We start from the raw sequence: 23,158 nt of genomic DNA, 5'->3' as shown, positions 1-23,158 counted from the left end.
AATTAAACATGACTAAAAAGAAAAATACGTCTAACCAAGAACCTGATTTATTCAGTGATATGAGTGAAGGTGGTTCGTCTGGGGATCTATCTACTCAGGTTAGTGAACCAAGAATTGTGCCGAGTAGTTCTGATGTTGATTCGTTAACATTGGCGACCTATGCCGAGCGCGCTTATCTTGATTACGCTATTAGCGTGGTGAAGGGGCGTGCGCTTCCTGAAGTGGCAGATGGTCAAAAGCCAGTTCAACGACGAATTCTTTTTGCGATGAACGAGATGAATCTTCGTTCTGATGCAAAACCAGTAAAAAGTGCTCGTGTAGTTGGTGATGTGTTGGGTAAATTCCATCCGCATGGCGACCAATCTGCTTACGATGCATTAGTTCGTCTGGCGCAAGACTTCTCGTTGCGTTATCCGTTAATTGATGGTCAAGGTAATTTTGGTTCTCGTGATGGTGATGGTGCAGCAGCCATGCGTTATACCGAGGCAAGATTAACCAAAATTGCAAGTTTGTTATTGGATGAAATTGATGAGGGAACCGTTGATTTCATTCCAAACTATGATGGATCGATGCAGGAGCCTAAGCTTTTGCCAGCTCGTTTACCATTTGTTTTGTTAAATGGAGCATCTGGTATCGCTGTGGGTATGGCGACTGAAGTGCCATCTCATAATTTGAATGAGATCGCGGGCGCTACGATTGCATTAATGAAAAATCCTAAATTGAGTCATGAAGAATTGATGACTCATGTGCCAGGACCAGATTTCCCGGGTGGCGGACAGATTATTTCTTCTGCTACTGAGATTTCTCAAATCTATGAAACGGGCCGTGGAAGCTTAAAAGTTCGAGCACGTTGGATGATTGAGGAAATGGCGAGAGGGCAATGGCAATTGGTGATTACCGAAATGCCACCAGCAACATCCACTCAAAAAGTGTTGCAGGAAATTGAAGAGCTGACTAATCCAAAAGTTAAAGTTGGTAAGAAGACTTTGACGGCTGATCAAAATAATTTAAAGCAAACAATTTTGTCTGTGTTGGATTCTGTTCGCGATGAGTCAAGTAAAGATGCAGCAGTTCGTTTGGTTTTTGAGCCTAAAACAAAAAACATTGATGTGAATGAGTTTGTGACAACTCTATTGGCGCATACATCACTTGAGTCGAATGCGCCTATTAATTTGGTGATGATTGGTAATGATGGCCGTCCTCGTCAAAAAGGTTTAAGCGAGATTTTGAGAGAGTGGATTGAGTTCCGTGTAGCGACTGTTACTCGTAGAACAGAACATCGTTTATCGAAAGTTAATGATCGCATGCATATTTTGGAGGGCCGTCAGATGGTCCTTCTCAATATTGATAAAGTTATTAAGATCATTCGTGGTAGTGATGAGCCTAAAGCTGACTTAATCAAGGAATTTAAGTTATCAGAGCGTCAGGCTGAAGATATTCTTGATATTCGCTTGCGTCAATTGGCTCGTTTAGAGGCGATCAAAATTGAACAAGAACTTAAAGAGCTGAAATCTGAAAAAGATGATTTAGAGACGCTTTTAGGAAGTGATGCTGCGATGCGTAAACGTATCGTAAAAGAAATTGAATCTGATATGAAGACGTTTGGTGACGAACGCCGCACGGTCATTCAGGAAGAGAAAAAAGCGATTGCAGAAGCTAAGGTCATTGATGAACCTGTGACAGTTATTATTTCTCAGCGTGGTTGGGTGCGTGCGCGTCAAGGTCATGGACATGATCCTCAGCAATTTGGGTTTAAAGCTGGTGATGGTATGTATGGGGCTTTTGAGTGTCGTACAACGGATGTTGTTTTGGCCTTCGGTAGCAATGGTCGCGTTTATACAATTCCAGCTAGTGATCTTCCTGGCGCTAGGGGTGATGGATCACCGTTGACTGGTTATGTTAATTTGGCTGCCGGTACTCAGATGGTTGCTTACTACGCTGGTCATGCTGATGATTTATTGCTCTTATCGATGAGATCCGGTAATGGATTCTTGGCGAATGTTGCTGATATGACTACGCGTAATAAAGCTGGCAAGGCCTTTGTGGGGGTTGATACAAAATTTGCTCCTGGAGATGCTCCGTTACCTCCAGCTAAAGTCCATGAAGGTATGAAATCTGTTGCGTGCTTATCAGAGTTGGGTCGTTTATTAGTATTTCCATTAGATGATTTAAAGCGTTTACCAACAGGTGGTAAGGGCGTTATTTTGATGGATCTAGAAAAGGGTGAAAAACTCCAATCTGCTATAGCAGTTGGTGATGCTGGTGCTGTGCTATCGGGTCTTGGTAGAGCAGGTAAACCAACTGAAGCAGCTTTAGATGGCAAAACTTTAAAATCTTTTGCTGCTCATCGGGCAAGGAAAGGCCATGCTCTTGAACCTAAACTAAAGGATGCAAAATTAACAGCTGTCGTTACTAGTTAATTGTTGTTAGTTTCCTAGAATGCCCCCATTAATTGGGGGTATTTTTTTGCCCACCCTTGACTTGTTAATGATAATCATTATCATTTAATGATCAATCAACAATTAGAAAAAGGATGGTATGCGAGGAAATAAAAAGTTAGTAAGCGTTGCTTGTTTAATGGCTTTAACTGCGCCAGTGATGGCTGGCGAAGGGAGTTTTGGATGGTTGTATACCTTAGATCTACAACCTAAAGGAACTTTAGAGTTTGAGCAAAAAGTTGATTTAACGAAGGGCCAAGCTGCTGGTACCTATGACTTGTGGAAAACAAAAACAGGTCTTGAGTATGGTGTGACAAATGATTTTCAGTTAACAGGGTATCTCAATGGTTACTCGGTTAATGCAAATCATAACTATACAAATTGTGGAGCTGATCCATCTCCATGTACAGGAGGTTTTGGCGTTCCTGAATCTGCTAGTGGACATGCATTTAATAAAACTCAATTTGAGGGAGCGTCTGTAGAGGGAGTTTGGCGTGTATTAAATCCAGTTCTTAGCCCTGTTGGTGTTGGCCTCTATGCCGAGATGAGTAAAGGTAAGTTTGCGGATGCATTAGAGACGCGTCTTTTAATGCAGTCTAATTTCTTAGATGATCGCTTAGTTCTTGCAGTCAATGTGATTGCTGAAATGGAGAAATATAAGTTTGCTGGAACCACACCATCAAAAGAATCAATGATTGATGTTTTGTATGGTGCAACCTATCGTTTTGCTCCAAAGTGGTTCGCGGGAATCGAAGGACGTTTTCACAATGATTTCACGGGTTATAACTTTGATACGCATACTCAAAGAGCAAATTTCATAGGACCCAATCTTCATTATGCTGAAAAAGACTGGTGGGTAACTGCTGCTTGGCGTTATCAAATAGGCGGTAAATGTTTTGGGGATGGTGTTGGTGAGTGTTCAGATGGAAAGGTCTGGGATAGTCACGGGAAAAATCAATTCATCGTTAAAGTTGGAGTGCCTTTTAAATGAAATGGATACCTAATCCTTTGATTTCAGGCTTGGCATTGGGTATGGCTACTATACCGATGGTAGCCCATGCCAAGGTGTATTTATCTATTGATCAAGCTAAAAAAATAATGTTTGGTACAACGGATATGCAGCATCGCCCAATTATTTTGACAAAGCCTATACAAGAAAAGATGCAGCAGGCATCTTCAGTGACTCATCCCTTTGATTCCAGTCGCATATGGAAGACTCCTAACGGCGGATGGTTCATTGTTGATGAGGTTGTAGGCAAACATGAAATGATTACCTATGCAGTAGGGATTAATCCTGATGGCAGCATTAAGCAATTGGAGATTCTTGAGTATAGGGAGTCTTACGGTTTTGAAGTTTCTGAAGCATCGTGGCGCCAACAGTTTGTTGGTAAGAAAGTAGCCTCTCCGCTGAAGTTAAATCAAGATATTCAGAATATTTCAGGGGCCACTTTATCTTCCAAACATTTGACTGATGGCGTTAAACGTTTGATGGTGATGCATGACTTGGCTTTAAAGAATATCTAATGGTGAAGCGTTGCCAAGCTTTGTTAGGAACTTTTGTGGAAATTACTATTCCTAATAAGTATTTAGATAAACATGTGAGCGATGTTTTTAATCATGCATTTAAAGAGATTAAATTAGTTGAAAAATTGATGTCTTTTCATGTGCCTAGTAGTGATTTGAGTTGTATCAATCATCATGCTTATGAAAAAGATGTCATAGTTCATCCTTATACCTATGAAGTATTGGTGATGGCTAAACAGTTATTCGAAGATACCGAAGGTGCCTTTGATTGTTCAGTTGCCCCTGAGTTGCAAAAATGGGGATTGCTTCCAGAAACCTATCAGATAGATGAGGTTGAGCGAGGTACTTTGAGGGATTTGGATTTTAAAACTAACTATGCTGTTAGTTTTAGGAAGCCACTTTGTTTGGATTTGGGAGGTATTGCAAAAGGTTATGCAGTTGATAAGGCAGTTCAGGTTTTAATCAATTATGGCATCACTCATGCCGTGGTGAATGCGGGTGGTGATATGAGGATCTTGGGTAATCAGGCTGAAGATATTTATATTAAACATCCGTTAAGGCCACATCAATTAATTCATATTGGTCAGCTATCAGATGGCTCAATTGCGACGTCGGGCATTTATTACTCTAAAGATAAAAGTCTTTATAAAAAGCAATCGGCATTAGTTATACCTAAAAGAAAACAATCTATGTTGAAAAACCAAAGCTATTCAGTAATGGCTAAAAGGTGTGTGGTTGCTGATGGTTTAACAAAGGCCTTGGCCATTCATCAAGATGTAAATGCCATGTATTTAAAAAAATATGAAGCGGTTGGGGTGATTTTGTGAGTTCTTCAACTAATCACGGTCGCCTGCGTTTGGGGCGTATGGCTAAGTGGCAAAGATGGACTAGTTATGTGCTTTTTTCGCTGTGCGTTAGTTCTGGGTTTGTCTGGTTTGTTTTAGCTGATTTATTAGAATGGATGCCCCCACAATTAAAGGTTTGGTGGGTTTTGCATGGCGTGACTGCGATGCTAAGTTTGCTATTGATAGGGGCTGCATTGCCGCAACATATTTCAGTAGCGTGGAAGGCTAAAAGAAATCGTGGCGGTGGAGGCCTTTCGACTTTTTTATTGGGATTACTTTTAGGTAGTGTGATGGTACTTTATTACGGTGCTGCTTCATTTCATGATGAAGCCCGTTGGGTTCATATTGTCTTGGGTATTTTTTTATTAATACTATTCCCTTGGCATATCTTACGTGGAAGAAGGGCTGCGGCAGTAATGGCTAGGTATAAAAATACCTAGAAATCATTCTATTAACGACCAGTAAATTGGGGTGGACGCTTTTCACTCCAGGCGGCCCGACCTTCCTGAAGGTCTTGAGAGTTTTGGGCTTGAGCAATGTCTTTAGCTAGTTCATTAATATCTAAACAGCCACGCGCAATTAGATTTAGATGTTTTTTCATGCCTAGCAATGAAAGTGGTGCCATTTTTAATAGGTTGGTTATTAAATCGTCCGCTGTTTGCGTCAGGTGCTCTGGGGAAGTTAAGCTTGTTAAGAACCCTAATGTTTTCATTTCTTCAGATTGAATTTTTTCAGCACATAGTAAAAGACGTTTAGCTGTATCAATGCCTAAGCGAGATACATAACGTTCAAGACCTCTTTGATAAAAGTGGATACCTAATTTTGCAGCTGGCATGAACATTTCTGTCGCAGTGCTGCCAATACGAAAGTCACATGCCAAAGCCATATCGGTGGCACCGCCATAAACACCGCCTTGGATTACTGCAACTGTGATGGGGCGACAGTCTTCAAAGGCATTCACGATGACCTCAAATAAAAGTGATTTTTCTTCAGCGCCTTTATCTAGACTGCTGATATCAAAGCCCGAACAAAAATAGTCACCAGTTGATTGGAGCTTTAGAGCCAAAATATCAGGGTTTTTATTAACTGCGTTAATGTGTGATTGAATAGCTTCAAGGTCTGTAACGCTTAATCTATTAGCTAGCTCAGGGTTTTGCAGCGTAATGGTTGCAACAGAACCTTGAATGTGAAGGCTAGGATGCATTTATTCAACTTCAGCAATTAATTCAATTTCAACGCATGCTCCTAGTGGGATTTGCGCCACGCCAAAGGCGCTACGAGCATGCTTGCCTGCCTCACCAAAGACCTCAAATAATAGTTCTGAGCAACCGTTTGTTACTAAATGATGCTCGGTGTATTCTTGGGTAGAGTTCACAAGGCTCATGACTTTAACGATGCGTTTGACACGATCTAGGTTACCCAAATGAGCCTGCATCGTTGCCATAAGATCAATTGCAATGCTACGAGCAGCGGCCTTGCCTTCTTCTGTATTCATGTTGAGGCCTAATTTGCCCGCAAGAGGTTTCCCATCTTTTTTTGCAATATGACCAGATAAAAACAAGGTGTTACCTGTTTGGGCAGACATCACATAGGCTGCGGCAGGAGCCCCAGCTGTAGGTAGGCTAATTTGAAGCTCTGCTAAACGTTGTGCAATTTTCGACATGCTTTTCTCCGTTAATTTTTTATGATTGTATTGCTTAGCTTATTTGACGGACCGTTATAGCAGAGTAAGGTAGGCTGTTTAGAGGGCGATTTAGGTAAAGTTTTCCATAAAAAGTTAGGGAAAATGCTCAAAAATTACTGAAAAATGAGATTTGTAAGTCAAATTTGGTCAAGTCTCCGCTATACTCGCATCGAACAATTTTTTTGATCTAACTCAATATTTGGTCACTATGAAAAAACTATTAACTGTTGCTGTTGCCGCTATGACTTTAGTTGGCACGGCTGTAAATGCTGAAACAATTACCGGTGACGCTAAAGCTGCTGAAGCTAAGGTGGCGATGTGCATTGGTTGCCATGCTATTCCAGGTTACCGTGCTAGCTTTCCAGAAATTTATTCCGTTCCTTTATTGGGCGGTCAAAGTGCTGGCTATATCGTGGCTGCATTACAAGCCTATAAAAAAGGTGATCGTAAGCACCCAACGATGAGAAGTATTGCTGCTAGTTTGTCTGATAAAGATATGGCTGACATTAGCGAATATTATGCAGCGCAAACGTCTGCAACAACTATTAATAAATTGAAGTAAGAGGAGTCGATATGAAACGTCTTTTGATTGCTGCGACTTTAGCTTCTTTTGCTTTCGCTGCCCAGGCTGCTGATGTTAATAAAGGCCAAGAGCTTGTTGCTAAAGGCAACTGCGCTGCTTGCCATGGTGAGGGGTTGAATAAGCCTGTTGCTCCTGAGTATCCTAAGTTGGCTGGTCAGCATGCCGATTATTTATTTCATGCCTTAAAAGCTTATAAAACAGTTAATCATCCAAATGTTGGCCGTAACAACGCCATCATGGCTGGACAAGTTGCTGCACTTAGCAATAAGGATTTACAAGATATAGCTGCTTACATTTCTAGTCTACCTGGCACTTTGGTGATGAAGAAGTAAGTTTTTTAGCTTTATGAAAGCCACTCTATGAGTTTTAGAGTGGCTTTTTTATTTTCTAGAGTACTATTTTGCGGCTTGCTGCCCTTTAAGTAGATGCTCTTTCATCAGTTTTTCTGAGAGATCTGGGTCTCTAGCAAGTAGGGCGCTAAGTAATTTCCTGTGTTCTTGGAGCGAACTTTCTAGTCGTCCACGCTTACTTAATGAGTCTCTACGTTGGAGTTTAAGAACTTTTCTTAAATCATTAATAACTCCCGTCATCCATGAGTTATTGCAAATTTCTTGAATTTTGTCGTGAAAAGCCTGGTTGACTGCAAAAAATAGATCTAAATCACGATCTGCTGCGGCTCTTTCTAGCTTCATGTGTATGGAATCTAGGTCTTGTAGCTGTTTTTCAGTAGCTTTAGTAGCAGTTTCTCGACAAGCTTGCCCTTCTAGAAGAGCTAGCACTGTGAATATTTCACTGGTATCCGATTTACTAACTTCCGTCACATAAGCGCCACGCCTCATTTTCATAGTAATGAGGCCTTCAGCAGCTAATACTTTAATTGCCTCGCGCATGGGTGTGCGACTAATGCCGTATTGGGCAGCAATAGCTTGCTCATCAATCCAGCTTCCTGGGGTTAATTCATGAGAAAAAATGCTTGATCGCAATCTTTCTGCGACTTCCTCGTATAATGGGCGCGGGGCTAATGATATTTTTGAATTCATAATTATGAATTCATTAAAGCAAATTTGTCAGGTATCTGTCAACCCCATTGAGTCCAATATAACTATCGAATAATGTGTCTGCGGAGAAATAATGAGCAAAGCAAACAATAACAAGTGGCCAGAGTTTTCTACACCTAATATGGAGGCTTGGAATAAGTCAGCAGGAAAGTCCGCGCCTAATGGTGATATCGATGCTTTAGGTTGGAAGACGCCAGACGATATTCAATTAAAAGCTTTGTATACCGCAGCAGATGCGGAAGGATTACCGTTTGCTAATACTTTGCCTGGTTTTGAGCCGTTTGTTCGTGGTCCTCAGGCAACTATGTACTCAGTGCGCCCGTGGACTATACGTCAATACGCAGGTTTTTCAACTGCAGAGGAATCTAATGCTTTTTACCGTAAAGCTTTGGCTGCTGGGGGGCAAGGTGTTTCTGTTGCGTTCGATTTGGCAACACACAGAGGTTACGACTCAGATCATCCGCGTGTAACTGGTGATGTGGGAAAAGCAGGGGTTGCAATTGATTCTGTTGAAGATATGAAGATTTTGTTCAACGAGATTCCGTTGGATAAGGTTTCTGTTTCTATGACAATGAATGGTGCGGTATTACCTATCTTGGCCGGCTATGTTGTTGCCGCAGAAGAGCAAGGTGTTAAGCAGGATCAGTTATCAGGAACTATTCAGAATGATATTTTGAAAGAGTTCATGGTGCGTAATACCTATATTTATCCACCAGAGCCATCAATGAGAATTATTGGCGACATTATTGAGTACACCTCTCAGTACATGCCTAAGTTCAACTCAATTTCTATTTCTGGTTACCACATGCAGGAAGCCGGAGCTAACCAAGCTTTAGAGTTGGCTTTCACGATTGCTGATGGTAAAGAATATGTGAAAACTGCTCTTAGCAAAGGTTTAGATGTTGATGACTTCGCTGGTCGTTTATCTTTCTTCTTTGCTATTGGCATGAATTTCTATCTTGAGGTTGCCAAGTTGCGCGCTGCTCGTCTTTTGTGGTGGAAAGTGATGAAGGAGTTCAGTCCAAAGAATCCTAAATCATTGATGTTGCGCACACATTGCCAAACATCTGGCTGGTCTTTAACAGAACAAGATCCTTATAACAACGTGGTGCGTACTACTGTTGAGGCTATGGCTGCGGTATTCGGTGGTACACAGTCATTGCATACTAATTCATTCGATGAGGCAATTGCTTTACCAACTGAATTCTCAGCACGTATTGCACGTAATACACAGTTAATCATTCAAGAGGAAACTCATATTACGAATGTGATTGATCCTTGGGCTGGTTCTTATATGATGGAAAAGTTAACTCAGGATATGGCTGATAAGGCTTTAGAAATCATCCAAGAAGTTGAAGCCATGGGTGGTATGACAAAAGCAGTGGAAAGTGGTTGGGCTAAATTAAAGATTGAAGCCGCAGCTGCTGAAAAGCAGGCTCGTATTGACTCTGGTAAAGATGTCATTGTTGGTGTTAATAAGTACAAGTTAGCCAAAGAAGACAGTATTGATATTTTGGCAATTGATAACAATAAGGTGCGTGATTCTCAAATCGCTCGCTTGAAAGACGTTAAGGCTAAGCGTGATAACGCTAAAGTACAGGCGGCATTAGATGCGTTGACGAAAGCAGCTGAGACTAATACAGGTAATTTATTAGGTTTGGCAATTGATGCGATTCGTTTAAGAGCAACGGTTGGAGAAGTGTCTGATGCATTAGAGAAAGTTTTTGGGCGCCATCGCGCTGATACTCAAAAGGTGACCGGAGTGTATGCAGCTGCTTATGACTCAGCAGAAGGCTGGGATAAATTAAAAACAGAAATTGCCGACTTCGCTAAGCAAGAAGGCCGTCACCCACGTGTGATGATTGCGAAATTGGGGCAGGATGGACATGATCGAGGTGCGAAAGTGGTTGCCACTGCATTTGCTGATTTAGGCTTTGACGTAGATATGGGGCCTTTATTCCAGACCCCTGAAGAGTGTGCTCGCCAAGCTATTGAAAATGATGTGCATGCGGTAGGTATTTCTACGCTAGCTGCTGGTCATAAAACTTTGGTTCCAGCAATTATTGCTGAATTGAAAAAGCAAGGCGCTGATGACATTATTGTTTTCGTTGGTGGAGTGATTCCCCGTCAAGATTATGAAGAGCTTTATGAGGCTGGTGTAAAAGGAATTTATGGTCCAGGTACGCCTATTCCTGCATCTGCTAAAGATGTTTTAGAGCAAATTCGTAAAGCTAAAAAATAAGCCATCTAGACGCCTGTGGAATTACAAGATCAATCCTTGGTAGATGCGATATGTGGCCCAGAGGCTATACCTGGGCCATCTCAGCGTCGTTCAGTTGCTAAGGCGATTACTTTGCTTGAGTCAACTCGAGCAGATCATCGTTTGCGTGCAGATGAACTGCTAAATGCAATTCTCCCTAAAAGTGGCAATTCTTTTAGATTAGGTATTTCTGGTGTTCCCGGTGTTGGTAAGTCAACATTTATTGAGGCTTTAGGGCTTTATCTAATTGGTAAAGGTCATCGGGTTGCTGTTTTAGCTATTGACCCTTCTTCGAGTGTCTCGGGCGGCTCTATTTTGGGTGATAAGACTCGGATGGAGTTTTTATCAGTAAATGAAAAAGCTTTTATCCGCCCAAGCCCTTCTTCCGGAACATTGGGCGGCGTTGCTGAAAAGACTCGTGAGGCAATGTTGGTGGCTGAGGCCGCTGGCCATGATGTAGTGATTGTTGAAACAGTAGGAGTAGGGCAAAGTGAAACAGCTGTCGCTAATATGACAGATATGTTTGTGTTATTGCAGCTTCCTAATGCAGGTGATGATCTTCAGGCCATTAAAAAAGGTGTGATGGAATTGGCTGACTTGGTGGTTATTAATAAAGTAGATCTTGACCCAGACGCAGCCATGAGGGCTCAACTTCAAATTGTGAGTTCCCTACGTTTGTTAGGAATGCATGGTAACCCTGAGCATGCGCATCATGACGATTCTTTATGGCACCCCCATGTGATGCCTATGAGCGCTTTAAAGTCAGAGGGTATTGCTGAGTTTTGGGGTGCCGTTACTAATTTTGAAAATATTCAAAAAAAGAATGGTCAATTTCAACTACGCAGAAAGCAACAAGCTCAGTCTTGGATGTGGGAGCGTATCGAAGCAGGATTGAAACAAAATTTTAGATCTAATCAAGCCGTTCAGGCGTTATTGCCTAAGTTAAGTCAGGCAGTCAATGATGGTCAAGTTGCAGCATCAGTAGCGGCTAGACGGCTTTTAGATTTGATGAAATAAGAAGCAGTATTGATTTAATTTTGATGATTTAGAAACAAGGGAGAGCATTTTATGCATGACATCATTAAGCAACTGGAAGCCAAGCGCGAGCAGGCACGCTTAGGGGGTGGTCAAAAACGTATCAATGCCCAACATGGCAAAGGTAAATTGACTGCGCGCGAGCGTATTGAGCTTTTATTAGATGAAGGCTCTTTCGAAGAGTGGGATATGTTTGTTGAACATCGTTGTAATGACTTTGGTATGGCTAATGAGTCTGTGCCTGGTGATGGTGTTGTAACAGGTTATGGCATGATCAATGGCCGTTTGGTATTCGTATTCTCGCAAGACTTCACTGTTTTCGGTGGTTCTTTATCGGAAGCGCACGCTGAGAAAATTTGTAAGGTGATGGATCAGGCAATGAAGGTTGGCGCACCAGTGATTGGTCTTAATGACTCTGGTGGTGCACGTATTCAAGAGGGTGTAGCATCGCTAGGTGGTTACGCTGAAATTTTCCAGCGCAACGTTTCTGCATCTGGTGTGATTCCTCAGATTTCATTGATTATGGGGCCTAGTGCTGGCGGTGCTGTGTATTCACCAGCATTAACTGATTTCATCTTTATGGTGAAAGATAGCTCTTATATGTTTGTAACCGGTCCTGAAGTTGTAAAGACTGTGACACATGAAGAGGTGACAGCTGAGGAGTTAGGTGGAGCGATAACTCACTCTACTAAATCGGGTGTGTGTGACCGTTCATTTGAGAACGATGTTGAAGCCATCATGATGTTGCGTCGCTTCTTCAATTATTTACCTCTTTCGAATAAAGAAAAACCACCTGTCCGTAAGGGTGCCGATAGTGGTGAGCGTTTGGATTATTCATTAGATACATTGGTGCCAGACAACGCTAATAAACCATACGATATGCATGAGTTAATTAGTAAGACTGTTGATGATGGAGATTTCTTCGAATTACAGCCTGATTACGCTAAAAATATCATTATTGGGTTTGCTCGTGTTGAGGGCCAGACAGTTGGTATTGTCGCTAATCAACCATTAGTGCTTGCTGGTTGTTTGGATATTAAGTCATCAATTAAAGCGGCACGTTTCGTCCGTTTCTGTGATGCTTTTAATATTCCAGTCGTTACTTTTGTTGATGTGCCAGGTTTCATGCCGGGTACAGCTCAAGAGTATGGTGGCATTATTAAGCATGGCGCAAAGCTACTTTACGCTTATGCTGAATGTACGGTTCCAAAAATTACAGTAATTACACGCAAAGCTTATGGTGGTGCATATGATGTGATGGCATCTAAGCATTTGCGCGGTGATGTGAATTTTGCATGGCCATCAGCTGAGATTGCCGTGATGGGTCCTAAGGGGGCGGTTGAGATTATCTTCCGTGAAGAGAAAGGAGATCCTGCTAAGTTAGCTGAACGCGAGGCTGAATATAAGTCTAAATTCGCTAACCCATTTGTGGCGGGTCGTCGTGGTTACATCGATGATGTGATCATGCCTCATGAAACACGTAAACGTGTAGCGCGTTCTTTGGCAATGCTTAAAGATAAGGATTTGGAAAATCCATGGCGCAAACACGGCAATATCCCCCTCTAATCGATTAGGAAAAGAACATGTTTAAAAAGATTCTAATTGCTAACCGTGGTGAGATTGCTTGCCGCGTTATCAAAACAGCCCGAAAAATGGGCATCAAAACAGTTGCCGTTTACTCTGAAGCGGATAAGGATGCACGTCATGTTGAATTAGCTGATGAAGCTGTCTGTATTGGCCCAGCACCTTCTCGCGAATCTTATTTAGTGATGGATAACATCATTAAAGCTTGTAAAGATACAGGGGCTGAAGCGGTTCATCCTGGCTATGGGTTTTTGTCGGAGAACGAGGCTTTTGCAAAACGTTTAGAAGAAGAAGGTATCACTTTCATTGGCCCTAAGCATTACTCAATCGCTGCAATGGGTGACAAAATTGCTTCTAAAAAATTGGCGAATGAGGCAAAAGTAAACACAATTCCTGGTTATAACGATGCGATTGATACACCTGAATCAGCTGTTGAGATTGCTAAAGGTATTGGTTACCCAGTCATGATTAAGGCATCTGCTGGTGGCGGTGGTAAAGGTTTACGCGTTGCTTTCAATGATAAGGAAGCGTTTGAAGGTTTCTCAGCCTGTAAAAATGAAGCGCGTAATAGCTTTGGTGATGATCGTGTCTTTATTGAGAAGTTTGTTGAAGAACCTCGTCATATTGAGATTCAGGTCTTGGGTGACTCTCACGGTAATGCGGTTTACTTGTGGGAGCGCGAGTGCTCAATTCAGCGTCGTCACCAAAAAGTGATTGAGGAAGCTCCATCACCATTTATTAGCGAGGAAACTCGTAAAGCAATGGGTGAACAGGCTGTTGCTTTAGCTAAGGCCGTGAAGTACCAATCTGCTGGTACGGTTGAGTTCGTGGTAGGTAAAGATCAGTCTTTCTATTTCCTTGAAATGAATACTCGTTTACAGGTGGAGCATCCTGTTACTGAATCCATTACTGGTTTAGATTTGGTTGAGCAAATGATTCGCGTTGCTTCTGGTGAAAAGCTCTCATTTGGTCAAGCGGATATTAAACGTAATGGTTGGTCGATGGAGTGCCGTATTAATGCAGATGACCCTTACCGTAACTTCCTGCCATCAACAGGTCGTTTGGTGAGATATCAACCACCAGAGGAAGTTGATGGTGTGCGTGTTGATACGGGAGTCTATGAGGGTGGTGAGATTCCGATGTATTACGACTCAATGATTGCTAAGCTAATTGTTCATGGTAAAGATCGTATGGATGCCATTACAAAAATGCGTGCAGCGTTGAATAAGTTTGTGATTCGCGGCATCCATTCAAACATCCCTTTCCAATCTGCCTTGATGCAGCATCCTCGCTTTATTTCTGGTGATTTCAATACAGGATTTATTGCTGAAGAATTTCCACATGGGTTCCGCGCAAGTGATGTTAAAGCGAGTGATCCTGGTTTGATGGATGCTTTAGCAACTGCGATTCATCGCCGTTATTTGGATCGTGCTGCCGGTATTTATGGGCAATTAGAAGGTCATGAGGTAAAGATTCCTCATGAGTTTGTCGTGGGTTCTGGTGAGCCTGGCAAGATGGATTATGTGTCAACTTCTGTGGAAGAGGCAGCTAGAGGCTATGAGGTAACAGTAGGTGGTCAGGTGTACGCCATTGATACAGATTGGACTCCTGGAAATATCGTTTACAACGCTGTTGTGAATGGAAAAGAAATTTCCGCCCAGCTAGATCGCAATGGTTTGTTCTACCGTATTCAATTTGATGGTGTGCGCGTAGATAGCTTGGTGTTGACTATGAGAGGCGCTGAGATGCAAAAACTGATGCCTTTCAAAGAACCGCCTGATATGTCTAAATTCTTACTTTCTCCAATGCCAGGTTTATTGGTGGATGTTGCTGTGACAGTTGGTCAGAAAGTTGAGGCAGGCCAACGTTTAGCTGCTATTGAAGCTATGAAGATGGAAAACGTTTTAGTCGCGGCTCAAGATGGTGTAGTGGCTGAAGTGATGGCTGCCAAAGGTGAGAGCCTAGCTGTCGATCAACCTATCTTGCGTTTTGAGTAAGGTGTTCTTATGACAAAACCATTCAAAATATTAGGTATCCAGCAGGTTGCTATTGGTGGTCCAGATAAATCGAAACTTCAGAAGTTGTGGGTTGAGATGTTTGGCCTCGCAGTTACTGGCACCTTTCAGTCAGAACGTGAAAACGTGGATGAGGATATCTGTGCTATGGGTAAGGGCCCTTATAAGGTTGAAGTTGATTTGATGCAGCCTATCGATCCTGAAAAAAAACCGGCTGTTCATGCAACTCCTTTGAATCATATTGGTTTATGGGTGGATAACTTACCCTTAGCTGTTGAGTGGTTAACTGCTCAGGGAGTTCGTTTTGCTCCTGGCGGTATTCGTAAAGGTGCGGCAGGATATGACATTACCTTTTTGCATCCAAAAGGAAATGATGAATTTCCAATTGGTGGGGAGGGTGTTTTGATTGAATTGGTGCAAGCTCCGCCAGAGGTAATTGCAGCTTTAGGTTAATTTTAGGCGTCATAACTGATGTCCCAAATGAGCTCTTAGGAGTTGTTTGGGACATTTTTTATGGAAAAGGCATAATAGAGGTTTAACAAATTTGTAATTTGTTTGCTAAATCTCTAACTATTTGTTTTTTCAGGAGCTTTAATGTCTAATTTGCCCCAAGGTATGGCAATTAATGCCGAAATTACCCCAGAATTTGCCACAATTTTGACCCCAGAAGCTTTAGCCTTAGTCGCTAAGTTGCACCGTGCTTTTGAGCCACGTCGCCAAGAATTGCTAAAAGCCCGTGTTGAACGTACTAAGCGTTTAGATGCAGGCGAGAGACCTGACTTTTTAGCTGAAACAAAACATATTCGCGAGGGTGATTGGAAAGTTGCGCCAATCCCTGCAGCGTTGCAATGTCGTCGAGTTGAAATTACTGGCCCTGTTGAAGCGAAAATGGTGATCAACGCTTTCAATTCAGGTGCAGACTCTTATATGACTGATTTTGAAGATTCAAATAGCCCAAGCTGGACGAATCAAATTCAAGGTCAAATTAATATGAAAAAGGCCGTTCGTCGCGAGTTGTCTTTAGAACAAAATGGCAAAATTTATAAATTAAATGACAAGATTGCTACATTGCAAGTGCGTCCACGCGGTTGGCATTTGGATGAAAAACATGTAACTATTGATGGTCAGCGTATTTCAGGTGGTATTTTTGATTTTGCTTTGTTCTTATTTCATAACGCTAAAGAGCAAATTGCTCGTGGCGCTGGCCCGTTTTTCTATTTGCCAAAAATGGAAAGTCATTTAGAAGCGCGTTTGTGGAATGATATTTTCTGCATGGCTCAAGATGAGATTGGTCTGCCACGTGGGACGATCAAAGCGACTGTGTTGATTGAAACCATTTTGGCTGCCTTTGAAATGGATGAGATCCTTTACGAGTTGCGTGAGCATAGTGCTGGCTTAAATGCTGGCCGTTGGGACTATATTTTCTCTTGTATCAAGAAATTTAAAGTGGATAAAAATTTCTGTTTGGCAGATCGCGCCAAAGTGACAATGACATCCCCATTTATGCGTGCTTATGCATTATTGTTGTTGAAGACATGTCATAAGCGTGGCGCACCAGCTATGGGTGGTATGAGCGCTTTAATTCCTATTAAGAATGACCCGGAAAAAAATGCGATTGCTATGCAAGGCATTATTAATGATAAGAAGCGTGATGCAACAGATGGCTATGACGGTGGTTGGGTTGCTCATCCAGGTCTAGTTGAGCCTGCTATGGCTGAATTTAAGGCGGTGTTGGGTGATAGACCGAATCAATTTGATAAGCAAAAGCCAGAAGTTAATGTGACTGCTGAGCAGTTATTGGATTTCCAGCCAGAAACACCAATTACTGAGGCGGGTTTGCGTATGAATATCAATGTCGGTATTCATTATTTGGGCGCATGGTTAGCTGGTAATGGATGTGTACCTATTCATAACTTGATGGAAGATGCAGCTACTGCTGAGATTAGTCGTTCACAAGTATGGCAATGGATCCGTTCTCCAAAAGGTAAATTGGAAGATGGTACAAAGGTAACTGCAGAGTTGGTCCGTCAGTTAATTGCTGAAGAACTTCCTAAAGTAAAAGCTTCAGGTGCAACTGGTCATTGGGATCGTGCAGCTGAGATTTTTGACACGATGAGTACTAGCGAGAAATTTGAAGAGTTCTTGACGTTACCTTTGTACGAGGAGATTTAATTGACCATTTTGGCCATCGACACCTCAACACAATGGTGTTCTGTGGCTTTGGTTCAATTTGGAGGAGTTTCTGCTCATGGGCAAGAAGCTCCTTTTTCTTTAGTACGTCATGAGAACCTTGGCCCAGAATCTAGCCAGCATGCCCTAGATTGGGTGGAGGCCTTATTAGATGAGGCCCAGCTAAGTTTTAGAGATTTAGAAGGTATTGCCGTTGGTATAGGTCCTGGGGCCTTTACAGGCATTCGTATTGGTGTGGGTATTGGTCAAGGTATGGCTTTGGGCGGCGATTTGCCTTGTCTACCGGTTATTTGTTTGGATGCAGTTGCATTAGAGGGTATTCGTTCCCTTAATATTCCTTCAGGAGCGCACTTACTTGTTGCAACTGATGCCAGAATGAATGAGGTTTACTGGGCTAGTTATGAAGTATCTGCAGATGGCTTACCAGTTTGCTTGGGTGATATCTATTTATCCGCCCCTGAGACAGTAGAGCCGCCTTCATCGGGTTTTTATTTATTAGGTAATGCAGTCACTGCTTATCCAGAAGCTATGTCAAATTTGATGTCGCAAGCTATAGCTGTTGATGCATTAGTGGTTCCTCATGCTAGATCAATTGCTACATTGGGCTTGGATGCTTTACGAAAAGGTCTTCAAGTTAGTGCTATGGATCTGCAGCCCATTTATGTTCGAGATAAGGTGGCTCAAACGATTGCTGAGCGTGCTCAAAATAGCCAAGGATGATAGGTGCTGCAGATGCGTTTATTGCCAATGGCAGTCCGTGATTTAGATGATGTGATAGCTCTTGAAGACTTGACTCATGTGGCTCCTTGGACTAAAGGTAATTTTACAGATTCTTTAACAGCAGGTTATTGGGCTTATTGTTTGCGAGAGCTAGCTGAGGGAGATGATGAAAAAGATCCCTTGCTAGCGTACTGCGTTTTAATGCCTGGCGTTGATGAGCTAAATTTATTAAATATTACTGTTAACCCTTTATACCGTCGACGAGGTCTTGCCGAGAGAATTCTGCAGACTGTCGAAGATTTAGCCATTAGTAGAGAGCTTTTTAAAATATTTTTAGAGGTGCGGTTCAGTAATAAGCAAGCTATTGGCTTGTATGAGAAATTAGGATATTGTCAGGTTGGCATACGCAAGGAGTATTACCCAGCTCATGATGGGGTAAGAGAAGATGCTAAGGTCATGATGAAAGACTTAAAGAAAGAGTGATTTGTAGTGAGTCAAATTGATTATTTAAATGCGATGGGTATTAGTACGTGGGTAGTAGCTTCTGACGATATTGAATCTCAAGCGGTCCCCTCAAAAATTAGCTCTCAAGATGAAAGTGTTGCTACTGGGGACCATGTGGTTTGGACTTTTATTGTTGATCAATTAAGTGGTGATGCAAATATTTTGTTCGATAAGATGTTGGCATCTTTAATGTTAAAACGGGCAGATATTCAATTGATAACTAGTGCTGAAGCTCTTTCTGGTCAAGTGTTTGGACAAGTGCTTGTTGCGATGGGTGTTGAGCAGGGGAAGAAGTTATTGCAATTGCAAGAACCATTCGATGAGTTAAGAGGTGCTGTTCATTCACTCGAGATAAATGGGGAAGAGTTACCCCTTGTGTTGAGTTATCACCCAGACCATCTTTTAAAAAAACCTGCGGATAAGGCCCGCGCTTGGCAAGACCTTATTTTGGCGCGCTCTTTAGTCGGATAATTTATTTTTCTTCGTGCGGGCTCGAATATTTAAGAATTCAACTGTTAGAGAGAATGCCATTGCAAAGTAAACATATCCTTTGGGGATATGAACATCCATGCTCTCGGCAATCAACACTAAGCCAACAATCGTTAAAAATGATAAGGCTAGAACTTTAATGGATGGGTGATGGTGAACGAAGTCCCCAATCGGTTTTGCCGCAAACAACATAACTGCAACAGAAGCGAGAACAGCTGCAATCATGATGGAGATATCATCAACGAGTCCTACGGCCGTAATGACGCTGTCCAAAGAAAAAACAATATCTAAAATTCCAATTTGGATGACGGCAGACCAAAATACTTTGGCCGAATTGTCTTTTTCGGTAGTGCTAGATATTTCGTCTGATGTTTCTTCTTCAGCCTCTACTTCAAGATAGATTTCTTTTGAGGCTTTCCATAATAAAAATAATCCGCCCAATAAAAGAATAAGGTCTCTGCCGCTAATATCCTGATTGAATAGGGTAAAGAGTGTCGCTGTTAATCCCATTACCCAACTGAGACTCAAAAGAAGGAGGACTCTTGTTACTAATGCGAAAAGTAAGCCTAGGCGCCTCACGCGATCACGCATGTTGTGGGGTAGACGATTGGCTAATACGCTTATAAAAATGATGTTATCAATACCTAAAACGATTTCTAGAGCTGCCAAAGTGAAAAAAGCAATGATCGTGTTAGGGTCTAGTAGAAAGTCAATCATGTAAATATTTTTTAATGGATGTTGGATTTACGATAGCATTTTTAACTATTCGTAATGCCCTTATTATTGGAAGGGTTGTGTGCAGTTGTGCGGATTAGTGTTTCTGTTCACCTATCAGATGCAGTGAGTCATATTCACTTTGGTTTCTTTCGTGCCAACTCATGATTTTTAGCATCAGAAGACAAACACAGCTACCAAAAATTAATATGACAATGGTGACCGGAACATTCAGCCATATGAGTAAAGAGTAGATGCAAAGCATCGCTAGTACAGAAAGATTTTCATTGAAGTTTTGTACAGCAATAGAGTGTCCCGCAGATAAAAGAACATGGCCTCGATGCTGTAGGAGGGCATTCATGGGAACAACGAAAAAACCAGACATCCAGCCAATGGCGATAAGGAAGATATAAGTTACAAGCAAATAGAGTGGTATCTGAAAAATGCCAAAATTTATATCAATATGAGGCAGGAGATCTTTCTTGAAAATGGCCATGAGCATGACAAGAGCTCCCATCATGACGCCATATTTGAGTACATCAAGTGATTTTTTAAGTGGTACTTTCCATGCTGCCCATACTGCGCCACCCGCCACGCCAAACGCGACAACCGCTTGCAAGATGGCGCCCTCAGAAAGAGTCATGCCAAGTGCTGATTCAGCCCATTTAAGAACGATAAATTGAAGCGTGGCACCAGCCCCCCAGAAGAGTGTGGTTACTGCCAGAGAAATTTGTCCTAGACGATCTTTCCAAAGAGTGGTGAAGCAGTATTCAAAATCTTTGATAAGTTGAATGGGATTTTTTCCCTGTTTTGGGTATTTAACACCTGTATCGGGTATTTTTAAATTAAATGCAGCTGCAATTAGGTAGATAAATGCAATGATACATATGGCTGCTTCAGGGGCTGTATCAATGCTGGTATCGATAAATGGGAAATCAAAAGATAGTAAAAATGTTGAAATTTGGTTGGAAATAAGCATTCCACCAAAGACAGTCCCTAAAATAATTGATCCTACAGTTAGACCCTCAATCCAACCGTTGGCAGCCACTAATTTTTCTGGAGGTAGTAATTCAGTCAAAATGCCATATTTAGCAGGAGAGTAGGCTGCCGCGCCAAGTCCTACTATGGCATATGCCATAAGGGGGTGAGCGCTAAAGAGCATCGCTAAACAACCAATAATTTTTATACTGTTGGTTAGAAACATTACATTGCCTTTAGGCCTTGAGTCAGCAAATGCGCCTACAAAAGCTGCAAGTACAACATAAGATAAGACGAAGAAGAGTTTTAAAAGGGGAGTCATCCAGGCTGGAGCCTGAAGTTGGTAAAGTAATGCTATTGCTGCAATCAGCAATGCATTATCGGCAAGCGACGAAAAAAATTGCGCCGCCATAATTGTGTAAAAACCTGGTTTCATTCGTACAATTCAGTTATGAAGTGTCATTAAAACACGAAAGTGAGAAAACTCTGTCTAGACCGATACATGCCCTCTTAAATTCTGATGCCTTGCGTCATAACTTGCAACGTGTCCGGGAAATCATGCCAACCTCGAAAATATGGGCGGTGGTGAAGGCTAATGCTTATGGACATGGCTTGGTGATGGTGAATTCTGCTCTTATTCAGGCTGATGGTTTAGCTTTGTTGGATCTTGCGGAAGCATCTATTCTTCGGGAGCAGGGGTGGGTGAAGCCAATTTTGTTATTAGAGGGGTTATTTAGCCAAGAGGATGTTTTTACTGCGATTGATTTGGGTTGTGATTGTGTTGTACATCATTTAGATCAGGTCGATTGGTTAGAGAATCTCGCAGAGGCTAAGCAGTCATCTAAGCCAATGGCTATGCGGGTATTCATGAAAATGAATACGGGTATGAATCGCTTGGGTTTTGAGCCTGAGGTGTATCGTGAAGTTTTTCATCGCTTGCATTCGGCCGGCTATCAAGTGGCTCATATGACGCATTTTGCTAATGCCGATTATGTGGATAAGCAACCGAGTGTGGATATGCAGTTGGAGGTGTTTAGTCAAGCAATTGAAGGGTTGCCGGGAGAAACATCTTTATCTAACTCCGCAGCTATTTTATGGCATCACCATATAGTTCAGTCTGATTGGATTCGTCCTGGGATTATGTTGTATGGGGCATCTCCTTCAGGTAAGTATGAAGATATTGAACATGCAAAATTAAAGCCAGTCATGAGCCTTCGTACGCAAATTATCGCTATTCAACATTTGGAAGCGGGGGATGCGGTGGGTTATGGGGCTCGTTATCAAACAGATGTACCTATACGTATTGCTGTAATTGCTTGTGGTTATGCGGATGGTTATCCAAGGCATGCGCCAGATGGGACGCCTGTTTGGGTGTCGGGTAAACAGGGGTTGGAAAGTGGTCAAATTTGCCCAATAGCCGGTCAGGTATCCATGGATATGATAACGATTGATGTGACCGATATGCCACATGCTGATATTGGAACTGTCGTTGAGATGTGGGGTGATTATTTACCGGTTGATCGTGTCGCTCAAGCTGCTGGCACGATTGGGTATGAGCTTTTATGCGCAGTAGCACCGCGAGTGAAGCGTTCTATTGTTGATTAATTCTGGTTAAAGTGAAAGCATCATAAAAAAGAGGGAAAGCCCTCTTTTTTATTACATAATTTTTATGATGCAAGAACTGGTTTTATTTGCGCCAAATTTGCCACCATGGCGGAGTGGTATCTTCTGTATTGGTGCGCTTCCCAGTTTCAGTAATTTTGCTTTGAGGATAGTTTAGCTTTAAGACACGTAGCGCATCATTACTCAAGTCTTTCATGCCTAAAGCATCATAAGATTTATAAAGAATGTATAGAGCTTCCTCGATAGCTGGTGCACGATCATAGTCTGTCATGGCACGTTGCGCGCGATTAACAGCAGCTAAGTAGGCGCCACGTCGGAAATAATAACGAGCTGTATTCACATCGCTATCCGCTAAGGCATTTACGATATAACGCATGCGATCTAAAGCATCGGGTGTATACGTGCTATCGGGATAGCGAGTAGTTAATATTTTGAAGGCTTCAAAAGCATCTCGCGCAGCTTTAGGGTCACGTTCACTTAAGTCTTGGCCCGTTAATTTTCCAAGGAAGCCCATATTGTCATTAAAAGTAATTAAGCCTTTTAGATAATAGGCGTAATCAATATTGGGGTGTCCTGGGTGAAGCTGGATGAAGCGATCAACAGCAGGAATTGCTTGAGCTAACTCACCATCTTTCCAGTGGCAATATGCGACGTTAATTTGTGATTGTTGTGCATATGGGCCAAAAGGATAGCGAGCTTCTAATTTTTCAAAGTATTTAACGCATTTTGGGTAGTCCCCTCCATCCATAGCGTCTTTTGCTTCGGTATAGAGTTTATTTTGAGACCAGCCTGCTGTTTCATCTGTAGGATCCCCTGCGCAACCTGATAAGAGGGCGGTTGATGTCACAATACAGGCTAAAGCTAAAGGTGATGCTAGGCGAATAGAAATGCGACTTAAACTAGCGATGTTCATA

General features: G+C 42.1%; 23 protein-coding genes. 17 read left to right on the top strand and 6 right to left on the bottom strand.

Annotated elements, in window-relative coordinates:
- Positions 1-59: 59 nt before the first annotated feature.
- The 5 genes from parC to ICV01_RS04935 all read left to right on the top strand — a co-directional run bounded on the left by parC (position 60) and on the right by ICV01_RS04935 (position 5,247).
- Positions 60-2,420 (top strand): DNA topoisomerase IV subunit A, encoded by a 2,361-nt coding sequence (parC, locus tag ICV01_RS04955; RefSeq protein ID WP_215289144.1) that lies wholly within the window; start codon positions 60-62, stop codon positions 2,418-2,420.
- A 118-nt stretch (positions 2,421-2,538) separates the two neighbouring features.
- Positions 2,539-3,429, top strand: a complete 891-nt coding sequence (locus ICV01_RS04950; protein WP_215286402.1) for a DUF6662 family protein — start codon at positions 2,539-2,541, stop codon at positions 3,427-3,429.
- Positions 3,426-3,962, top strand: coding sequence for an FMN-binding protein (locus ICV01_RS04945; RefSeq protein ID WP_215286401.1), 537 nt, complete (start codon positions 3,426-3,428; stop codon positions 3,960-3,962). Before ICV01_RS04950 ends, ICV01_RS04945 begins: the two co-directional genes overlap by 4 nt.
- Positions 3,962-4,789, top strand: coding sequence for an FAD:protein FMN transferase (locus tag ICV01_RS04940; protein ID WP_215286400.1), 828 nt, complete (start codon positions 3,962-3,964; stop codon positions 4,787-4,789). The genes ICV01_RS04945 and ICV01_RS04940 overlap by 1 nt, the downstream gene beginning before the upstream one ends.
- Positions 4,786-5,247 (top strand): hypothetical protein, encoded by a 462-nt coding sequence (locus tag ICV01_RS04935; RefSeq protein WP_215286399.1) that lies wholly within the window; start codon positions 4,786-4,788, stop codon positions 5,245-5,247. Before ICV01_RS04940 ends, ICV01_RS04935 begins: the two co-directional genes overlap by 4 nt.
- 11 nt (positions 5,248-5,258) lie before the next feature.
- Here ICV01_RS04935 and ICV01_RS04930 read toward each other — a convergent pair whose 3' ends face one another.
- The gene (locus ICV01_RS04930; RefSeq protein WP_215286398.1) at positions 5,259-6,011 is read right to left on the bottom strand and encodes an enoyl-CoA hydratase/isomerase family protein; all 753 of its coding nucleotides are present in this window, start codon (positions 6,009-6,011) and stop codon (positions 5,259-5,261) included.
- Positions 6,012-6,470: a RidA family protein gene (locus ICV01_RS04925; protein ID WP_215286397.1), complete on the bottom strand. Its 459-nt coding sequence runs from the start codon at positions 6,468-6,470 to the stop codon at positions 6,012-6,014.
- 229 nt (positions 6,471-6,699) lie between these two features.
- Between ICV01_RS04925 and ICV01_RS04920 the strand changes: the two genes are divergently transcribed.
- Positions 6,700-7,053: a cytochrome c gene (locus tag ICV01_RS04920; protein WP_215286396.1), complete on the top strand. Its 354-nt coding sequence runs from the start codon at positions 6,700-6,702 to the stop codon at positions 7,051-7,053.
- Positions 7,054-7,064: 11 nt separating this feature from the next.
- Positions 7,065-7,406 (top strand): cytochrome c, encoded by a 342-nt coding sequence (locus tag ICV01_RS04915; RefSeq protein ID WP_215286395.1) that lies wholly within the window; start codon positions 7,065-7,067, stop codon positions 7,404-7,406.
- A gap of 63 nt (positions 7,407-7,469) precedes the next feature.
- Here ICV01_RS04915 and ICV01_RS04910 read toward each other — a convergent pair whose 3' ends face one another.
- Positions 7,470-8,114 carry a GntR family transcriptional regulator gene (locus ICV01_RS04910; protein WP_215286394.1) on the bottom strand — a complete coding sequence of 215 codons (645 nt, stop codon included), beginning with the start codon at positions 8,112-8,114 and terminating at the stop codon, positions 7,470-7,472.
- A gap of 91 nt (positions 8,115-8,205) precedes the next feature.
- On the opposite strand from ICV01_RS04910, the gene scpA reads away from it, so the two are divergent.
- From scpA to ICV01_RS04865, 9 genes are all read left to right on the top strand, one after another.
- The gene (gene scpA, locus ICV01_RS04905; protein WP_215286393.1) at positions 8,206-10,374 is read left to right on the top strand and encodes a methylmalonyl-CoA mutase; all 2,169 of its coding nucleotides are present in this window, start codon (positions 8,206-8,208) and stop codon (positions 10,372-10,374) included.
- A gap of 36 nt (positions 10,375-10,410) precedes the next feature.
- Complete coding sequence (meaB, locus tag ICV01_RS04900; RefSeq protein ID WP_251369413.1) at positions 10,411-11,409, top strand: methylmalonyl Co-A mutase-associated GTPase MeaB; 999 nt, start codon at positions 10,411-10,413, stop codon at positions 11,407-11,409.
- Between the two features lie 51 nt (positions 11,410-11,460).
- Positions 11,461-12,993: an acyl-CoA carboxylase subunit beta gene (locus ICV01_RS04895; protein ID WP_215286391.1), complete on the top strand. Its 1,533-nt coding sequence runs from the start codon at positions 11,461-11,463 to the stop codon at positions 12,991-12,993.
- Between the two features lie 17 nt (positions 12,994-13,010).
- Positions 13,011-15,008: an acetyl-CoA carboxylase biotin carboxylase subunit gene (gene accC, locus ICV01_RS04890; protein ID WP_215286390.1), complete on the top strand. Its 1,998-nt coding sequence runs from the start codon at positions 13,011-13,013 to the stop codon at positions 15,006-15,008.
- 9 nt (positions 15,009-15,017) lie between these two features.
- Complete coding sequence (locus tag ICV01_RS04885) at positions 15,018-15,479, top strand: VOC family protein (protein WP_215286389.1); 462 nt, start codon at positions 15,018-15,020, stop codon at positions 15,477-15,479.
- Positions 15,480-15,620: 141 nt separating this feature from the next.
- Positions 15,621-17,198, top strand: coding sequence for a malate synthase A (gene aceB / locus ICV01_RS04880; RefSeq protein ID WP_215286388.1), 1,578 nt, complete (start codon positions 15,621-15,623; stop codon positions 17,196-17,198).
- Positions 17,199-17,936 carry a tRNA (adenosine(37)-N6)-threonylcarbamoyltransferase complex dimerization subunit type 1 TsaB gene (tsaB, locus tag ICV01_RS04875; RefSeq protein WP_215286387.1) on the top strand — a complete coding sequence of 246 codons (738 nt, stop codon included), beginning with the start codon at positions 17,199-17,201 and terminating at the stop codon, positions 17,934-17,936.
- Positions 17,937-17,948: 12 nt separating this feature from the next.
- On the top strand, positions 17,949-18,419 hold the full coding sequence (rimI, locus tag ICV01_RS04870; protein WP_215286386.1) for a ribosomal protein S18-alanine N-acetyltransferase: 471 nt from the start codon (positions 17,949-17,951) through the stop codon (positions 18,417-18,419).
- Between the two features lie 6 nt (positions 18,420-18,425).
- Positions 18,426-18,911 (top strand): DNA polymerase III subunit psi, encoded by a 486-nt coding sequence (locus tag ICV01_RS04865; RefSeq protein WP_215286385.1) that lies wholly within the window; start codon positions 18,426-18,428, stop codon positions 18,909-18,911.
- Here the strand turns inward: ICV01_RS04865 and ICV01_RS04860 are convergent.
- The gene (locus tag ICV01_RS04860; RefSeq protein WP_215286384.1) at positions 18,900-19,646 is read right to left on the bottom strand and encodes a TerC family protein; all 747 of its coding nucleotides are present in this window, start codon (positions 19,644-19,646) and stop codon (positions 18,900-18,902) included. The two genes, ICV01_RS04865 and ICV01_RS04860, sit on opposite strands and share 12 nt — an antisense overlap.
- Positions 19,647-19,740: 94 nt before the next feature.
- Positions 19,741-21,057, bottom strand: a complete 1,317-nt coding sequence (gene lplT, locus ICV01_RS04855; protein ID WP_215286383.1) for a lysophospholipid transporter LplT — start codon at positions 21,055-21,057, stop codon at positions 19,741-19,743.
- Positions 21,058-21,077: 20 nt separating this feature from the next.
- Between lplT and alr the strand changes: the two genes are divergently transcribed.
- Positions 21,078-22,226: an alanine racemase gene (alr, locus tag ICV01_RS04850; RefSeq protein WP_371817458.1), complete on the top strand. Its 1,149-nt coding sequence runs from the start codon at positions 21,078-21,080 to the stop codon at positions 22,224-22,226.
- A gap of 82 nt (positions 22,227-22,308) precedes the next feature.
- Here alr and ICV01_RS04845 read toward each other — a convergent pair whose 3' ends face one another.
- Positions 22,309-23,157, bottom strand: coding sequence for an outer membrane protein assembly factor BamD (locus tag ICV01_RS04845; protein ID WP_215289141.1), 849 nt, complete (start codon positions 23,155-23,157; stop codon positions 22,309-22,311).
- Position 23,158: the final 1 nt, after the last annotated feature.

Source organism: Polynucleobacter sp. MWH-Spelu-300-X4, assembly GCF_018687515.1.
Taxonomy (GTDB): Bacteria; Pseudomonadota; Gammaproteobacteria; order Burkholderiales; family Burkholderiaceae; genus Polynucleobacter.
Note: the sequence above shows the minus strand (reverse complement) of the source record. Positions and strands in the feature narration are given on the sequence as shown.

What these genes read in the sequence shown, in the direction of transcription:
- ICV01_RS04925 (WP_215286397.1), bottom strand. Translation starts at nt 6,470, where the DNA reads ATGTCGAAAATTGCACAACGTTTAGCAGAGCTTCAAATTAGCCTACCT.
- ICV01_RS04895 (WP_215286391.1), top strand. Translation starts at nt 11,461, where the DNA reads ATGCATGACATCATTAAGCAACTGGAAGCCAAGCGCGAGCAGGCACGC.
- ICV01_RS04940 (WP_215286400.1), top strand. Translation starts at nt 3,962, where the DNA reads ATGGTGAAGCGTTGCCAAGCTTTGTTAGGAACTTTTGTGGAAATTACT.
- ICV01_RS04860 (WP_215286384.1), bottom strand. Translation starts at nt 19,646, where the DNA reads ATGATTGACTTTCTACTAGACCCTAACACGATCATTGCTTTTTTCACT.
- parC (WP_215289144.1), top strand. Translation starts at nt 60, where the DNA reads ATGAGTGAAGGTGGTTCGTCTGGGGATCTATCTACTCAGGTTAGTGAA.
- rimI (WP_215286386.1), top strand. Translation starts at nt 17,949, where the DNA reads ATGCGTTTATTGCCAATGGCAGTCCGTGATTTAGATGATGTGATAGCT.
- ICV01_RS04950 (WP_215286402.1), top strand. Translation starts at nt 2,539, where the DNA reads ATGCGAGGAAATAAAAAGTTAGTAAGCGTTGCTTGTTTAATGGCTTTA.
- ICV01_RS04885 (WP_215286389.1), top strand. Translation starts at nt 15,018, where the DNA reads ATGACAAAACCATTCAAAATATTAGGTATCCAGCAGGTTGCTATTGGT.
- ICV01_RS04920 (WP_215286396.1), top strand. Translation starts at nt 6,700, where the DNA reads ATGAAAAAACTATTAACTGTTGCTGTTGCCGCTATGACTTTAGTTGGC.
- ICV01_RS04915 (WP_215286395.1), top strand. Translation starts at nt 7,065, where the DNA reads ATGAAACGTCTTTTGATTGCTGCGACTTTAGCTTCTTTTGCTTTCGCT.
- lplT (WP_215286383.1), bottom strand. Translation starts at nt 21,057, where the DNA reads ATGAAACCAGGTTTTTACACAATTATGGCGGCGCAATTTTTTTCGTCG.
- ICV01_RS04930 (WP_215286398.1), bottom strand. Translation starts at nt 6,011, where the DNA reads ATGCATCCTAGCCTTCACATTCAAGGTTCTGTTGCAACCATTACGCTG.
- ICV01_RS04945 (WP_215286401.1), top strand. Translation starts at nt 3,426, where the DNA reads ATGAAATGGATACCTAATCCTTTGATTTCAGGCTTGGCATTGGGTATG.
- aceB (WP_215286388.1), top strand. Translation starts at nt 15,621, where the DNA reads ATGTCTAATTTGCCCCAAGGTATGGCAATTAATGCCGAAATTACCCCA.
- accC (WP_215286390.1), top strand. Translation starts at nt 13,011, where the DNA reads ATGTTTAAAAAGATTCTAATTGCTAACCGTGGTGAGATTGCTTGCCGC.
- ICV01_RS04910 (WP_215286394.1), bottom strand. Translation starts at nt 8,114, where the DNA reads ATGAATTCAAAAATATCATTAGCCCCGCGCCCATTATACGAGGAAGTC.
- scpA (WP_215286393.1), top strand. Translation starts at nt 8,206, where the DNA reads ATGAGCAAAGCAAACAATAACAAGTGGCCAGAGTTTTCTACACCTAAT.
- ICV01_RS04845 (WP_215289141.1), bottom strand. Translation starts at nt 23,157, where the DNA reads ATGAACATCGCTAGTTTAAGTCGCATTTCTATTCGCCTAGCATCACCT.